The following is a 15,470-nucleotide window of genomic DNA, read 5'->3' as shown; positions in this document are numbered from 1 at the left end:
GTGGTCGCCCCGGTGGGCGGCGGGCATCAGCCCTTCTGCTCCACCCGAACCCAGTCCACCTCCGCCCGCACTCCCCCACCGGCGATCCGGTCCACGCTCGACTGCGGCAGGCCCCAGTACGGGGTCGTGACCTTGTTCCAGCCGGCCGGGTACGCGCCGCCCAGGGCCAGGTTGAGGATGACGTACTGGTTGTGGTCGAAGACCCACTGGCCGCGGGTGGACTCCAGCTTGTTGCGGGTCGTCTCCTGGACCAGGCGGTCGTCGACGAGGAAGCGCATCGTCGTCGGGGTCCATTCGACCGCGTACGTGTGCCACTGGTCCGCCCGGCCGCCGCCGGGATACGTCTGGCGGGCGCCGATGTTGCCGTCGGCCGAGTAGCCGGGGCCGTGCAGGGCGGTGCTGGTCCAGTCCGCGTAGCCGATGTTCTCCATGATGTCGGTCTCGCCGGAGGACGGCCAGCCGACCGAGGGGTCGTCGACGTCACTGCCCAGGAGCCAGAACGCCGGCCAGAAGCCGTCGCCGACGGGGAGTTTCATGCGGGCGCTGACCTTGCCGTAGGTGAAGTCGAAGCGGGTGTGGGTGTCGATGCGGCCGGAGGTGAAGTCGTAGGTGGCGCCGCCCGCCCGGGTGCAGCCCTTGCAGTACTTGGCCGACAGCACCAGCGCGCCGTTCTCGGTGCGGATGGTGTCCGGCGAGTCGACGTACGCCTGCGCCTCGCCGTTGACCGAGCCCATCTCCGTGCCGGTGCGCACCACCCGCCACTTGGAGCGGTCGAGTCCGGAGGTGGTGAAGTCGTCGAAGAACGTGGTGCGGTAGCTGCCCGGCCGCTCGGCGGGCAGCGGCGGGTAGGCGGCCGTCGCGCTGCCGCCGGTGCCCCAGACCTCGAACTCGTAGAGGGAGTAGCCGAACTGGGCGGTGGCGGGGGCGGGGTTGAAGAAGGAGCGGCGTTCCTTGCCGAGCATGCGGACGTAGCGGCCCGTGACGGGTTGCGGAAGGCGGATCGAGTCGTGCAGGCCGACCGCCTCCGCCGGTGACTTCACGTTCGCGCGGCGCGTGGCGACCTCGGCGGACGAGGGGCGGTACACCGTGCGCCAGGTGCGGTTGTCGTCGGACACCTGGACTTCGTAGTCGACGGCGTAGGCCGCCTCCCAGTAGAGGTCGACCGTGTCGATCGTGGAGGTGGCGCCCAGGTCGACGGAGACCCAGCGGTCCGCGTTCCAGTCGCTCGACCAGCGGCTGATGTCGGCCTTGAGGTCGGCGGGCCGGCCGCCGTCCGTGACGTACGCCGGGGAGTTGCCCGCGTGCTGGTGGTAGTTGGCGTACGCCGGGTGGTGGAGGGCGAGGTTGGTGCGGGTGGTGGAGGCGGGGGCCGGTTCGCCGCCGTAGATCTTCATGGACCACAGCGAGTAGCCGTAGGGGGTGGCGCGTTCGACGCCGCGGAGGCGGACGTAGCGGGCGGTGACCTCCTGGGGGTGGGTGTGGGCGGTGACCGAGCCGCCGGTGCCGGCCGTCTCGGTGAAGAAGGGCGTCCAGTCGGTGCCGTTCCTGGAGGACTCCAGGACGTAGCGCTTGCCGTAGGCCGCCTCCCAGTCCAGGACGACGCGGTCGACCCGGATCGTGGAGCCCAGGTCGACGCGGATCCAGGCGTTGTCGGCGAAGTCGCTGGACCAGCGGGTGGAGCCGTTGCCGTCGAAGGCGCGGCCCGGGGCGGTGTCGGGGTTCTCGCTGCCGGAGGCCGTGACGGCGGCCGGGTTCACGGCGTACGCGGCGGCAGCGCGGTCCGTGTCCCAGGCGGCGGCCGCGGCGGGTGCCGGCGGGGCGGGGGCCGCGAAGGCCGGGCCCGCGGAGAGCAGGGCCAGTGCGGCGAGGGCGGTCAGGAGGGTGCGGGGCGTACGGGACGGCATGGCTTGCTCCTCCGGTGGGGGGACGTGCCTACAGGGTGTACTGACGTGCACCTGACAGTCGCGGGAGGTGAAGCCGGGGTGGGCGTGGACTCCCGCGTTCCTCGCCCACCCCGGCGTTCGTGGTTCAGGCCGCCTTGCGCGCCTGATGGCGGTGGGACCGGACCACGTCGGCGTACCGGTGGCCCGTGCCCTTGATCGTGCGGCGCTGCGTCGCGTAGTCGACGTGGACCAGGCCGAAGCGCTTCTCGTAGCCGTAGGCCCACTCGAAGTTGTCCAGCAGGGACCAGGCGAAGTACCCGGCCAGCGGGGCGCCCTTGCGGGCGGCCGAGGCGCAGGCGGCCAGGTGGCCCAGCAGGTAGTCCTGCCGTTCGGGGTCGTCGACGGTGCCGTCGGGGCGGACGACGTCGGGGAAGGCGGAGCCGTTCTCCGTGACGTACAGCCGGCGTGCCCCGTAGTCCTCGGTGAGGCGCAGCAGCAGCGTCTCGATGCCGCTCGCGTCGATCTCCCAGTCCATGCCGGTGCGCGGGACCCCCTCGCGGCGCACGGCACGGGCGTACGGCGCCGGGCCCTCGGGGTCGTCGGCGACGGTCTGCGGGAAGTAGTAGTTCAGGCCCAGCCAGTCCAGCGGCGCCGCGATGGCCGCCGAGTCGCCCGGCTGCTCCGGGAGTTCGACGCCGTAGACCTCGCGCATGTCGTCCGGGAAGCCGCGGCCGTGCACCGGGTCGAGCCACCAGCGGTTGGTGTGGCCGTCCATGCGGCGGGCGGCGGCGAGGTCCTCGGGGCGGTCGGAGGCGGCGTGGATGGTGGAGAGGTTGTTGACGATGCCGACCTGGGCGTCCGGAACCGCCGCCCGGATCGCCCGGGCCGCGAGGCCGTGCCCCAGCAGCAGGTGGTAGGAGGCGCGGACGGCGGCGGTCAGGTCCGTCCAGCCGGGGGCCATCTTGCCTTCGAGGTGGCCGATCCACGCCGAGCACAAGGGCTCGTTGAGGGTGGCCCAGTGGCTGACGCGGTCGCCGAGCCGCTCGGCGACGACCGAGGCGTACTCCGCGAACGCGTGGGCCGTGTCACGCTCCGGCCAGCCTCCGCGGTCCTGGAGCGCCTGCGGCAGGTCCCAGTGGTACAGGGTGACGGACGGGGTGATGCCGGCCTCCAGCAGCCCGTCGATCAACTCGTCGTAGAAGGCCAGGCCCTTGGCGTTGACGGGGCCGTCGCCGCCGGGGACGACGCGGGGCCAGGCGACCGAGAGGCGGTAGGCGTTCACGCCGAGCCGGCGCATCAGGCCGATGTCCTCGCGCCAGCGGTGGTAGTGGTCGCAGGCGACGTCGCCGTGGTCGCCCCCGGCGGTCTTGCCCGGGGTGTGCGAGAACGTGTCCCAGATCGACGGCGAGCGGCCGTCCTCCGCCACGGCTCCCTCGATCTGGTACGCCGAGGTGGCCGTGCCCCACAAGAAGTCGTGCGGGAGTGCGGCGAGGTCGATGGTCACGGAAGTCCCTTCGAGAACGGGCGAGTCGGTCACTTGACGGCCCCTGCCGTCAGGCCGGCCACGAGGTAGCGCTGGAGCAGCAGGAAACCCGCGACCACGGGCACGCTGACGACCAGCGAGGCGGCCATGATCTGGTTCCAGTACACGTCGTTGAGAGTGGAGTAGCCCTGGAGGCCGACCGCCAGGGTGCGGGTGGTGTCGTTGGTCATCACCGAGGCGAACAGGACCTCGCCCCACGCGGTCATGAAGGCGTAGACGGCGACGGCGACGATGCCGGGGACCGCGGCCGGCACGACCACCCGGAACAGGGCGCCGAGCGGCCCGCACCCGTCGACCAGGGCCGCCTCGTCCAGGTCGCGCGGGACCGAGTCGAAGTAGCCGATCAGCATCCAGATCGAGAACGGCAGCGAGAAGGTGAGGTAGGTGAGGATGAGGCCGCCGCGGGAGCCGAACAGGGCGATGCCGGTGGCGTTGCCGATGTTGACGTAGATGAGGAACAGGGGCAGCAGGAAGAGGATGCCCGGGAACATCTGCGTCGACAGGACGGTGACGGTGAAGACGCGTTTGCCGCGGAAGTCGTAGCGGCTGACGGCGTACGCCGAGAACACCGCGATGACCACGGAGCAGACCGTCGCCGCGCCCGCCACCACCAGGGAGTTGACGAAGTAGCGGGCGAGCGGGACCGTCGACCAGATGTCGATGTAGGGGCGGATCGTCAGCTCGCTCGGCAGCCAGCGGAACTCGCCGGTGACGTCGGCGAGGGGCTTGAGCGAGCTGGAGACCATGACGTAGACGGGCACGAGCACGAAGCCCGTCAGCAGGGTGAGGAAGATGCGCCGGGACCACTGGAAGGACCGCGGCGGGGCCAGGGGGGAGCTCATGGGGCGGCCCTCCGTCCGCGCGAGGTCAGGGCCAGGTACCCGCCCGTCACCACCAGCAGGAACAGCAGCAGCAGGACGGACATGGCGGAGCCCGTGCCGAAGTTCCAGGTGACGAACGAGGCCTGGTAGATGTGCACCGAGATGAGGTCGGCGGCCGCCGGGGCGGTCCGGCCGAACAGCACGTACGGGGTGTTGAAGTCGTTGAACGTCCACAGGAACAGCACCAGGACCAGGACCTGGTTGACGGGCCGCAGCGACGGCAGGGTGATCCGGCGGATCTGCTGCCAGACGCCGGCGCCGTCCAGGGCGGCCGCCTCGTACAGCTCGCGCGGGATGTTCTGCAGTCCGGCCATGACGATGAGGAAGGCGAACGGCCAGCCCTTCCACACCGACACGACCAGCAGCGCGATGAAGCTGTTGTCGCCGATGAGCCAGAACGACGGCTTGTCGGTGAGGCCCAGCTGGTCGTGCAGGACGTGGTTCACCAGGCCGTTGTCGTGCTGGAACATGAAGACCCAGGTGATGACGGCCGCGTAGACGGGCAGCGCGTACGGGATGAGGAACAGGGCCCTGAGCAGGCCGCGGCCCCGGAAGGTGTCCTGCATGCAGACGGCCGCCGCGGTGCCGATGAACCAGCACAGGCCCACCGACAGCAGGGTGAAGGCGACGGTGACGAGGAAGGAGTGCAGCAGCGCCTCGCCGACGGGGGCGTCGAAGTCCACCGACACCTTGTAGTTGTCGAGGGCCGCCCAGGGAGCCGCGCTCCAGTCGCGGATGTAGAACTGGGTGAGCTCCTTGAAGCTCATGACGATGCCGATCACCATCGGCACCAGGTGGACGAGCAGTTCGAGCAGCAGCGCGGGCAGGAGCAGCAGGTAGGGCAGGCCGACGCGGTGGATCCGTCCGGGGCGGCGGCGCGGGCCGCGCGCCGCTCCGGACGGGCTCTTGCGGACCGGCGGCGTGCCGGCTTCAACCGTGGTGGTCATGTGCGTCAGGCCGCCGGCATCTGCTGCTGGGCCTTCTCCAGCGCCGCCTTGACGGAGGCGGTGGTGACCGCGCGTCCGGCGGCCGCGTCGGCGAACAGGTCCTTGATGGCGGTGCCGACGGCCGTCTCGAACTGCGACTCGTCGGCGACCTGCGGCAGCGCGGCCGCGCTCTTGGCGAGGGTGTCCTTGAGGACGGCGGTGGCGGGCGTGCCGAACGCGCTGTCGGACTGGGCGGACTTCACCGGCGGTATGGAGCTGTAGGCCTTGTTGAGGATCTTCTGCTCGTCGTCGCTGGTCATGAACTTCACGAACTTGGTGGCGCCGTCGAGGTTGTCGGTGTTCTTGAAGACGGCCAGGTTGATGCCCGCGACCATCGAGTTGACCTGCTTGCCGGTTCCGGGCGTGCCGGACTGCACGGGCACGGGAGCGATGCCGTAGTCGTCCTCGCTCATGCCCTGCGAGGTGAGGTTGGCGGAGGCGGACTGCCACAGCAGCATCGCGGTCTTGCCCTTGGCGAAGTCGCTCACCGACTGGTTCTGCGCGTACTCGGCGTTGCCGGGCGCGATGACCTTGTCCTTGGCCATCAGGTCGACGTACTGCTTCACGGCGGTGACCACACCGTCGTCGGTGAAGTCGGCCTTGCCGTCGGGGGTGAAGAAGTCGGCGCCGTGCTGCTTGGCGAAGACGAACGCGTGGTGGATGTTCTCGGACGGGTTCGACCCTTCCGCCCCCAGGCCCCACTTGCCGTCCTTGGAGACCTTCTTGCCGTCGGCGACCAGCTCGTCCCAGGTGGCCGGCGGCTTGGAGATGCCCGCCTCGGCGAACATCTTCTTGTTGTAGTAGAGCGCGTACGACATCGAGTACAGCGGGACCGCGGCCGGGTCCTTGCCCTCGGCGCCGGTCGAGCCGAGGGCCGAGTCGACGAACCGGTCCCGGCCGCCGATCTTGTCGAAGTTCTTGGCGTCCCAGGGCAGCAGGGCACCGGTGGCCTGGAGCGAGGCGCTCCAGGTGTTGCCGATGTTCAGCACGTCGGGGCCCTGGCCGGAGGTGGTGGCGGTGAGGATCCGGTTCAGGAGGTCGGACCAGGGGACGACCTCCAGCTTGACCTTGATCCCGGTCTGCTTCTCGAACTTGTCGAGCTCGGGCTGGAGGACCTTCTTGTCGATCTCGATGCTTGCGCCCTGGTTGGAGGCCCAGTAGGTCAGGGTCTTGGGTGAGTCGTTCGACCCGCCGCCCGTCGCGGAGCCGCCTCCGCAGGCCGTGGCCGCGAGGGCGAGTGACAAGGTGACGGCGCCTGCCGCCGCGGCTCGGATGCTGCGCATGGCTGCTCGTGTCCCTTCCGGGAAGTACGGGGGGACGTGTCCCCCGGCCGCCTCCCCGACCCGCGGGTGAGGCGTCATGGCTTAATTTAGAACGTGAGTTAATCCCTGGAAGCCAGTTCCGTCAAGGGTTTGGGCACAGTCTTCGAACTCTGGTCGCAGCCCTTGACGCATCTGTTGCGGGGATGAACCATTCAGCGGCGAGAGAGCGCTCCCCAGACCCCACTCCGTTCACTTCCTGAACCAGGAGAGCCGCCCCATGCCTGCTGACTCCCCGTCCTCCCGTCCGTCCCTGCCCGGCCGCCGCTCGGTGCTCGGTGCCGCCGCTGCCGCGTCCGCCCTCGCGGCGCTGCCCGGCACGGCGGCGGCCGCCCCGGCCGACCGCCGGCGGCCCGCCCGCGGGAAGCCGCGCGCCCTTCCCGGCGGCGGCGACCTCGGCCCGAACGTGCTGGTCTTCGACCCGTCCACACCGGACATCCAGGGCAGGCTGGACGAGGTCTTCCGCCGCCAGGAGTCGGCCCAGTTCGGCACCGGCCGCTACCAGTTCCTGTTCAAGCCCGGCACCTACCACGGCCTCAACGCGCAGATCGGCTTCTACACGTCGATCTCCGGCCTCGGCCTCTCCCCCGACGACACCACCATCAACGGCGACATCACCGTGGATGCCGGCTGGTTCAACGGCAACGCCACCCAGAACTTCTGGCGTTCGGCGGAGAACCTGGCCGTCGTGCCCGTCAACGGCACCAACCGCTGGGCGGTGTCCCAGGCGGCGCCCTTCCGCCGGATGCACGTGCGCGGCAACCTCAACCTGGCCCCCAGCGGCTACGGCTGGTCCAGCGGCGGCTACATCGCCGACAGCCGGATCGACGGCCAGGTGCAGCCGTACTCGCAGCAGCAGTGGTACACCCGGGACAGCTCGATCGGCGGCTGGCTCAACGGTGTGTGGAACATGGTGTTCTCCGGCGTCGAGGGCGCCCCCGCGCAGGGCTTCCCGAACCCGCCGTACACGACGCTGGCCACGACGCCGGTCTCCCGCGAGAAGCCGTTCCTCTACCTCAGCGGCAGCGAGTACCGGGTCTTCCTGCCCGAGAAGCGGACCGACGCCCGCGGCGTCACCTGGGGCGGCGGCACCCCCAGGGGGACCTCGCTGCCCCTGTCGCGGTTCTACGTCGCCAAGCCGGGCGTGTCCGCGGCCACCCTCAACCAGGCCCTGGCCCAGGGACTCCACCTGCTGCTGACGCCGGGCGTCTACCACCTGAACGAGACGATCCGGGTGGACCGTGCCGGCACCGTGGTGCTGGGCCTCGGATACGCGACGCTCATCCCCGACAACGGCGTCACCGCGCTGCGGGTCGCCGACGTCGACGGCGTGCGGCTGGCCGGGTTCCTCGTCGACGCCGGGCCGGTCAACTCCGCGACGCTGCTGGAGATCGGCCCGCGCGGCGCCTCCCGGGACCACTCGGCGAACCCCACCACCGTGCAGGACGTGTTCGTGCGCATCGGCGGCGCGGGCCCCGGCAAGGCCACCACCAGCATGGTCGTCAACAGCCGCCACACCATCGTCGACCACACCTGGGTCTGGCGCGCCGACCACGGCGAGGGCGTCGGCTGGGAGACCAACCGCGCGGACTACGGCGTGGTCGTCAACGGCCACGACGTCCTGGCCACCGGCCTGTTCGTGGAGCACTTCAACAAGTACGACGTGCAGTGGTTCGGCGAGCGCGGCCGCACGATCTTCTACCAGAACGAGAAGGCGTACGACGCGCCGAACCAGGCCGCGATCCAGAACGGCTCCGTCAAGGGGTACGCGGCCTACCGGGTCGGGGACGCCGTGACCACCCATGAGGGCTGGGGTCTGGGCAGCTACTGCTACTACAACGTCGACCCGACGATCGTCCAGCACCACGGGTTCGCGGCGCCGAACCGGCCCGGGGTGCGCTTCCACGACCTCCTCGTGGTCTCCCTGGGCGGCAACGGGCAGTACGAGCGCGTCATCAACGACACGGGCTCGCCGACGTCGGGCACGTCCACCGTGCCGTCGACGGTGGTGTCCTACCCGTGACGAGACGGCCCCTCCCTCCCCGTGAGCGGAGGGAGGGGCCGCGGCGCTAGCGCGCCGGTGTCACGGCCGGAGCCGGGGCGTAGCCGGTGGGCCGGACGGTGAAGGTGCCGCGGCCCTGGGTGCGGCCGCGCAACCGGGTGGCGTAGCCGAACAGTTCGGCGAGCGGCACGGTGGCGGTGACGACCACCGCGCCCGCCCGGGTGGCCGACCCGGTCACCCGGCCGCGCCGGGCGGCGAGGTCGCCGAGCACCCCGCCGACCGCTTCCGCAGGCACGGTCACCGTCACCTCGACGACCGGCTCCAGCAGGACCATGGCGCAGGAGCGCAGCGCCTCGCGCAGTCCCAGCCGGCCGGCCGTGCGGAACGCCGTGTCCGAGGAGTCCTTCACGTGGGTCGCCCCGTCGGTCAGCGTCACGCGCAGCCCGGTCACCGGGTGCCCGCCGAGCGGCCCCTCGGCGAGCGCGTCCCGGCAGCCGGCCTCGACCGCCCGGACGTACTCCTGCGGCACGCGCCCGCCGGTCACGGTGGACCGGAACACGAAGTCGCCGTCGCAGGCCTCCACGTCGAGGACGACGTGGGCGAACTGGCCCGCCCCACCGTCCTGTTTGACGTGCCTGAACACCACGCCCGACACGCCTCGGCCGACGGTCTCGCGGTGACTGACCCGCGGACGGCCGACGTTGACCTCCAGCGCCGCTTCGCGCCGCAGCCTCTCCACCGCCACCTCCAGGTGCAGTTCCCCCATGCCGGACAGCACGGTCTGCCCGGTCTCCGGGTCGGTCCGCACCGCCAGCGAGGGGTCCTCCTCCGCCAGCCGGGCCAGTCCCGCCGCCAGCCGTCCGGTGTCACCGGCCCTGCGGGGCTCGACGGCGACCGACACCACCGGCTCGGGCACACCGGGCGGTTCCAGCACGAGCGGCGCGTCCGGCGCGCACAGCGTCGAGCCGGCGCGGGCGGACCTCAGCCCTACGACGGCCACGATGTCACCGGCGACCGCGCGGTCCAGGGGTGCGTGCCGGTCGGCCCGGACACGCAGGATCCGCCCGATCCGCTCGGCACGGCCCGCGGTCGCGTCCCACAGGGTGTCCCCCTTCCCGACGGTCCCCGAGTAGACCCGCAGGTAGGTGAGCCGTCCGGTCGGGGTGGCGTGCACCTTGAACGCGAGCGCGGCCACGGGCGCCACCGGGTCGGCGGGCCGTCGCTGCTCCTCACCGGCGTGCGTGCCCGTGACGGGCGGCACGTCCAGCGGGGAGGGCAGATACGCCCCCACGGCGTCGAGCAGCGGTTCCACACCGCGGTTGCGATAGGCCGATCCGCACAGCACGACCACGCCGTCGCCGTCCCGGGTCAGGTCCCGCAGCGCCGAGCGCAGGGTGCCCTCGGTGAGCGCCCCCGTCGCGCAGAACTCCTCCAGCGCGCCCGGGTGGAGCTCCGCCACGGCCTCCTCCAGCACCCGGCGGCGCGCAGCGGCCTCCTGCCGCATGCTCTCCGGCACGGGCTGCTCGTCGACCGTGTCACCGTCGCGCCACAGCAGTGCGCGCATGCGAACGAGGTCGACGACGCCGGTGAAGGCCTCCTGCACGCCCACGGGCAGCTGCACGAGCAGCGGAGCCGGATGCAGTCGCTCCCGGATCGACGTGACGGCCGCGTCGAGGTCGGCGCCCGCACGGTCCATCTTGTTCACGAACGCGATCCGCGGGACGCCGTGCCGGTCGGCCTGCCGCCACACCGACTCGCTCTGCGGCTCCACGCCGGCCACCGCGTCGAACACCGCCACCGCCCCGTCGAGCACGCGCAGCGCACGCTCCACCTCGTCGGCGAAGTCGACGTGGCCGGGGGTGTCGATGAGGTTGATCCGGTACCCGTCCCACACGCAGCTCACGGCCGCGGCGAAGATGGTGATGCCCCGGTCCCGCTCCTGCGGGTCGAAGTCCGTGACGGTGGTGCCGTCGTGGACCTCGCCGCGCTTGTGCGTGGTCCCGGTGGCGAACAGGATCCGTTCGGTGACGGTGGTCTTGCCGGCGTCGACGTGGGCGAGGATGCCGAGGTTGCGGACGGCGGCGAGCGGGTTGCGGTGGTTGCGCACGGCCCAGGGCCTTTCGGTGCGAATCGGGAGGACGGCAGCGCGATTCGCCGGGTGAGCGGGCCGGCATCGACCTGACGTGACGTCAGGTCGAGGCCGGCCCTGGGTTCGTCCCGGTCAGCCGGTGCCGCCGCGCAGCGGGCACCGGGACGACCGGGACACGAGCATCACCTCGTGGCGCGGCAGGGAGACGGTGGCGGTGTGGTCACGCACGGCCGTCCCCCTTCGTTCGTCGCGTCGGTGCACCGGGCCGGGTCGTGGACGGCGCGGGTACGTGCGTGAGTGTAGGGAGGGACGCGGGCCGGGAGCGAGGGATTATCTCCCGGGGGGGGCCGGCCGCTGACGGAGGGCGGTGTCCTCGCGCTCGGCGGTGTCCGCGTCGCGCCACGGCCCCGGACTCACGGCTGCGGAGGGCTGAGAGCCGTCAGGTCGTCCGGGAGCAGCTCCGGATGGAAGGTGGCCAGGGCGGCGCCGCCGAGCCACCAGCCGCGGTGCACCAGGGCCCGGCACAGACCGGTGTCGAGGCGGTCGAAGACGGTCGGGACGAGGGCGAGGTGCCGCCCCTCGAAGGCGGGTCGTTCGGGGAAGGCCGCGCGCCAGCGGCTCAGGGCCGCGGAGCGGTCCGCGGGGAAGTGGGTGGAGAGCTGGACCAGGATCCCCCGCCGCGCACCGTGCGGGACGGCTTCGTCCGGGCCCACCGTCCGGGCACGCTCGAACCGCTCGACGACGGCCCGGGTCCGCAGTGTGGTGCTCTGCCGGTACAGCAGCGAGTTGGCACGGGCCAGGTCGCGGACCACGGGGACACGGCCGTAGACGCCGGGGCGCAGCAGTCCGCCGGCGTTGAGGACGCACAGGAAGGTGTGGCGGTAGCGGTCCCCGTCGACGGCTTCCAGGCCGGTGTTGTCGTACGTGCCTCCGTCGAGCAGGGCGGGTGGGTGGGTGGCGCACGGGAAGGGGCGGGGGTCCAGGACGACGGGCGGGAACGCGCCGGGCACGGCGGCGGAGGCCGACACGGCCCGGCTCAGCCGCAGTCCGGTGCCTGCGGTGGGTGCCAGGCCGATGGTGTAGTCGCCGTACACGTCGCGTTCGAAGGTGAAGCGGGCGCCGGTGGTCTGGTTGGCGGCGTTGACGATCCAGCGCACCTGCGCGTCCAGCCGCTCCAGTTCCGTCCCTCCCAGGAACCACTCGTCCAGGCGCCGGGCCAGCAGGTCCGTGCGGGTCGTGGGACCGAGGGTGCGCCACAGGCCGCCGACCAGTGCGTGCTTCAGGGAGTGGTGGGAGACGCGGTCCACGACCGGTGCGATGAGGACCTCGTCGACGGCGCGCGCGGTGAACCCCGCCTCGCGCAGGGCCGGCCAGGCGGTGGCCAGGCAGCCGTTGGCGACCGAACCGCCGGACACGGACGAGGAGTACCGCAGCCGGGGCAGCAGCCCGGCGTCGGCGAGCAGCCGGACGAAGCCCAGCGCGGCGAGGGTGGCGCGGAACCCGCCGCCGGACAGGGCGAGGGCGACCGGCCGTGTCGTGGCGGGCGGCTCGGCGGGGCGCAGGCTGTCGCCGCAGGGGCGCGCCGTCAGGCCGGTGCCGACGGCAGGTGAGTCCACGGTCCACTGCGGATCGGCGGCGGGCAGGGCGCCGGCCGGGTCCGCGGGCGGGGCCGGGGCGTGCCGGAAGGTCGTCATGGCCGGTCCCCGATCGTGATGAGGAGGGCCTGCGCGGCGGGGTCCCGGACGTCGACGCCGAAGGAGCGGCCCTCGCCCAGCCGCGCCAACTCCTCCTCGGCGAAGGGGATGTGGTTGGTCAGGTGGATGTCGTACTCCTCGTCCGGGTCCCGGGAGCCGACGAGCATGCGCAGGGTCTCCTCGTCGGGGTGGTGGTGACGGACGCCGTCGGCGGAGATCACGTAGTGGTCGGCCCGCACCTGCTCGAAGAAGTCCGTGTCCACGTTGCGGCCGCTGCCGTGGTGCGGGAGCTTCAGCAGGTCGACGTGGAGGGGCTCGGCGCCGTCGAGCAGGCCGAGTTCGCGCAGCCCGGCCAGGACGCGGTCGCCGCGGGCGTCACCGGTGAGCAGGGCGGTGCGGCCCTCGTGGCGCAGCAGCAGCACGATGCTGGACAGGTTGGGCACCGAGCCGTCGGTGTACCCGGCCGTGATGACCCCGGGGTCCTCGCGCGCCTTCGCCTCGCGCCAGCGTTCTTCCAGCTCCCGCACGGCCTGCTCGTCGGGGGCGACGACCGTGACGTCCAGGTCGGCGAGTTCGGCCTCCGCGCCCTCGGTGAGCGGGCCGCCGAAGGGGACGTTGCCCTCCAGCCGCAGCGGGCCCGCCGCGTCGCGGATGTCGCGGCCCTGCAGGTAACTGGCCCCGACGGCGGCGTCGGCGGCGGCGCGTTCCATCAACGGCCGTACGGAGGCGCTCAGTCCGGGGGCGCGCCGGTCGACGAGTTCCTCCACGGAGTTGAACCACAGCGCGTCCACCGCGTACGGCGGGGCCTCCCCGTCCTGCTGGGCCTGCCGCATGTCCCGGAAGAGCCGTACCAGCCCGCCGGCGTGGTCGTCGTCGACGTGGGAGAGGCAGACCACGTCGACGTGCGGCGGGTCGCCGAGCTGCCGCAGCCGGCCGCGCAGGGTGGCCCGGTAGACACCGCCGGGACCGCCGTCGACGAGCATGACCCGCTCACCGGAGGGGCCCCAGTGGACGAGGAAGCAGTCGCCGTGCCGGGCGTCGAGGAAATCGAAGGTGAGCATGTCGGCTCCTGACGGGTGGGGCGGTGCGTCACACGGACTGGATGGCGCGCAGCACGTCGACCAGTCCGTGGCCCTGGAAGTGGCGTTCGCGGGCGAGGTCGGTCGCCGTGGCGCACAGGATGTCCTTGACGCGTTCGGGGCGGCCGAGCAGTTCCCGGTGGCGGGCCAGCAGCATGGCCGCGGCGCCGCTGACGTGGGCCGCGGCCTGGCTGGTGCCGTGCATGGCGGCGATGCCCTCGCCGGGGATGGGCCCGTCGATGTCCTCTCCCGGGGCGACCAGGTCGGGCTTGGGCCGGCCGTCGCCGGTGGGGCCCCGGCTGGAGAAGTAACTGACGCCGTGGCGGTGGGGGTTGCTGCGGTGGGTGGAGCCGACGGTGATGACGGACTCCGCGTTGCCGGGGTCGGAGATGCTGATGTTGCGGTAGTCGGCGCCGAGGGTGCGCGCGGTGCCGGCGAAGCCGGAGTTGCCCGCGGCGGTGACGACCACGACGCCCGACCGCGTCAGGCGGTCGCACTCGACGCACACGGGCGTCCACCCCGTGGAGTGGCCGGCGACGTCGTGCGGCACCGACAGGCTGATGTTGACCCCGGCGACGATGAACCGCCCGGCCTGCTCGTTGAGGTGCCGGATCGCCTGCAGCGCGGTGACGATGGAGAACTCGTCGCCCGCACCCGCGTCGTCCAGGACCCGGAAGTCGTAGAGCCGGATGCGCGGGCAGATGCCCCGGAACTCCAGCTCCGGCCACCAGCCGCCGATGATCCCGGCGATGTGGGTGCCGTGCTGGTCGCCGGGCGGTGGCCGGGGCGGCTGCCCGGGGGACGGCGTGGTGTCGAGGGACGGCAACGCGGCCGCCCAGTTGACGAGTCCGCCCACCAGGACGTCGGCGCCGAGTGTGCGCCGCACGTCGGTGAAGTCGAAGGCGCGGGCGATGCGGGACTCGAGTTGCTCGGGCACCGGGCCGGTGGTGTCCCAGTCGTGGAAGGCGGGGTGGCGCGGGTCGATGCCGCTGTCGACCACCGCCCAGCCGATGGAGGCGGTGTCGACGGAGAAGACCTGTTCGGCGGCGTCGGCCTTGATGGTGCGGCGCGACCGGACGACCGCGACCGTGGCCGGCCGGTTCGTCGTCACGGAGACGACCGGGTACTTCTGCCGCCGGTCGGAGCCCCGGCCGCCGGGAGCGTGGGGCCTGCGCACGGGCGTGTCGTCGATGACGACGGCGTCCAGCATGTCGACGAGCACCGCGGTGACGGCCGCGTGCCCGCCGAGGTCCGGCCGGGAGCCGTCGACGACACGGTGCAACAGCCGCAGCAGCCAGGTGACGTGCCGTCCGCGCTCCTGCCGGCGCTCCATGCTGTCGTGGATCTCGCTGGTGGCCGGGGTCCTGACGTGTCCGGCGAGGGCTGCCTCGATGCCCTCCGTGCCGCTGTTCAGGGCCAGTTCACGGGCGACGCGCACGGCTCCGGCGAGGCTGGTCAGGGGCAGCATGTCGCTGACGAGTTCCTTCAGGGTGAGCTGCGCCGCGACGAAGCTGCCGGCGGCGATGGGACGGCACGTCCGGGTCAGCGCGCGGCTCTGGAGACGGTCCAGCACCTGCTCCACGCCGAACTCCTCACGGATCGCGAGGATCAGGTCCCGCCGCGGCTGCTCGGCCCCGGAGGTGCCGTCCACCGTCCCGAAGGCGTCCTGGCCCGTGCCGGAGGCCTCGTCACCCGTACCGGAGGCGTCGTCGCCCCGGCCGGCCGGCGGCTGGGAGAAGGCCAGCCACACGTCGAAGTGGACCGGGCAGTAGGTGGCCCACAGAACGGGTACGGGGCCTTCCCCGTAGAACACCGCTGAGAGGTCGGCTCGGTCCATGAGGATTCCCGGTGTGCCGGTGTGCGGCCCTGCGCGAGGGGCTGGAGGACGGTGACGACCGTCGAGGGCCTGATTCCATCGTCGGTCCGGATCATGGCCGCTGCAACCGCGTCGGGGACACGGACGCACGACAGCCCGGGCGGGCCGGGATGATTCC

General features: G+C 72.3%; 10 protein-coding genes. 1 reads left to right on the top strand and 9 read right to left on the bottom strand.

Annotated elements, in window-relative coordinates; genetic code table 11:
- Window positions 1-26: 26 nt before the first annotated feature.
- From ACZ4M5_RS01980 to ACZ4M5_RS01960, 5 genes are all read right to left on the bottom strand, one after another.
- Window positions 27-1,904, bottom strand: coding sequence for a discoidin domain-containing protein (locus ACZ4M5_RS01980; RefSeq protein WP_467732061.1), 1,878 nt, complete (start codon window positions 1,902-1,904; stop codon window positions 27-29).
- Between the two features lie 124 nt (window positions 1,905-2,028).
- Complete coding sequence (locus tag ACZ4M5_RS01975; RefSeq protein WP_467732059.1) at window positions 2,029-3,387, bottom strand: GH1 family beta-glucosidase; 1,359 nt, start codon at window positions 3,385-3,387, stop codon at window positions 2,029-2,031.
- A gap of 29 nt (window positions 3,388-3,416) precedes the next feature.
- Window positions 3,417-4,256, bottom strand: a complete 840-nt coding sequence (locus tag ACZ4M5_RS01970) for a carbohydrate ABC transporter permease (protein WP_467732830.1) — start codon at window positions 4,254-4,256, stop codon at window positions 3,417-3,419.
- 8 nt (window positions 4,257-4,264) lie between these two features.
- Window positions 4,265-5,254, bottom strand: a complete 990-nt coding sequence (locus ACZ4M5_RS01965; RefSeq protein WP_467732057.1) for a carbohydrate ABC transporter permease — start codon at window positions 5,252-5,254, stop codon at window positions 4,265-4,267.
- Between the two features lie 5 nt (window positions 5,255-5,259).
- Entirely contained in the window at window positions 5,260-6,576 is a 1,317-nt protein-coding gene (locus tag ACZ4M5_RS01960) for an ABC transporter substrate-binding protein (protein ID WP_467732055.1), read from the bottom strand.
- 256 nt (window positions 6,577-6,832) lie between these two features.
- On the opposite strand from ACZ4M5_RS01960, the gene ACZ4M5_RS01955 reads away from it, so the two are divergent.
- On the top strand, window positions 6,833-8,635 hold the full coding sequence (locus ACZ4M5_RS01955) for a coagulation factor 5/8 type domain-containing protein (protein WP_467732053.1): 1,803 nt from the start codon (window positions 6,833-6,835) through the stop codon (window positions 8,633-8,635).
- 46 nt (window positions 8,636-8,681) lie between these two features.
- Here the strand turns inward: ACZ4M5_RS01955 and fusA are convergent, their stop codons facing one another.
- The 4 genes from fusA to ACZ4M5_RS01935 form a co-directional block, all read right to left on the bottom strand.
- A complete protein-coding gene (gene fusA, locus ACZ4M5_RS01950; RefSeq protein ID WP_467732051.1) occupies window positions 8,682-10,721 on the bottom strand; it encodes an elongation factor G in 2,040 nt (679 codons plus the stop codon).
- 395 nt (window positions 10,722-11,116) lie between these two features.
- Complete coding sequence (locus ACZ4M5_RS01945) at window positions 11,117-12,397, bottom strand: patatin-like phospholipase family protein (protein WP_467732049.1); 1,281 nt, start codon at window positions 12,395-12,397, stop codon at window positions 11,117-11,119.
- Window positions 12,394-13,458 (bottom strand): ComEC/Rec2 family competence protein, encoded by a 1,065-nt coding sequence (locus tag ACZ4M5_RS01940; protein ID WP_467732047.1) that lies wholly within the window; start codon window positions 13,456-13,458, stop codon window positions 12,394-12,396. The genes ACZ4M5_RS01945 and ACZ4M5_RS01940 overlap by 4 nt, the downstream gene beginning before the upstream one ends.
- Before the next feature lie 28 nt (window positions 13,459-13,486).
- Window positions 13,487-15,313 carry a S8 family serine peptidase gene (locus ACZ4M5_RS01935; RefSeq protein ID WP_467732045.1) on the bottom strand — a complete coding sequence of 609 codons (1,827 nt, stop codon included), beginning with the start codon at window positions 15,311-15,313 and terminating at the stop codon, window positions 13,487-13,489.
- Window positions 15,314-15,470: the final 157 nt, after the last annotated feature.

Source organism: Streptomyces sp. NPDC026246, from assembly GCF_055567995.1.
The sequence above is the reverse complement of the archived record's forward strand: the minus strand, read 5'-3'. Positions and strand labels throughout refer to the sequence as shown.

Bases quoted from the DNA above. Each gene is read 5' to 3' on its own strand.
- ACZ4M5_RS01980 (WP_467732061.1), bottom strand. From the start codon at position 1,904: ATGCCGTCCCGTACGCCCCGCACCCTCCTGACCGCCCTCGCCGCACTG.
- ACZ4M5_RS01965 (WP_467732057.1), bottom strand. From the start codon at position 5,254: ATGACCACCACGGTTGAAGCCGGCACGCCGCCGGTCCGCAAGAGCCCG.
- ACZ4M5_RS01960 (WP_467732055.1), bottom strand. From the start codon at position 6,576: ATGCGCAGCATCCGAGCCGCGGCGGCAGGCGCCGTCACCTTGTCACTC.
- ACZ4M5_RS01955 (WP_467732053.1), top strand. From the start codon at position 6,833: ATGCCTGCTGACTCCCCGTCCTCCCGTCCGTCCCTGCCCGGCCGCCGC.
- ACZ4M5_RS01945 (WP_467732049.1), bottom strand. From the start codon at position 12,397: ATGACGACCTTCCGGCACGCCCCGGCCCCGCCCGCGGACCCGGCCGGC.
- ACZ4M5_RS01940 (WP_467732047.1), bottom strand. From the start codon at position 13,458: ATGCTCACCTTCGATTTCCTCGACGCCCGGCACGGCGACTGCTTCCTC.
- ACZ4M5_RS01935 (WP_467732045.1), bottom strand. From the start codon at position 15,313: ATGGACCGAGCCGACCTCTCAGCGGTGTTCTACGGGGAAGGCCCCGTA.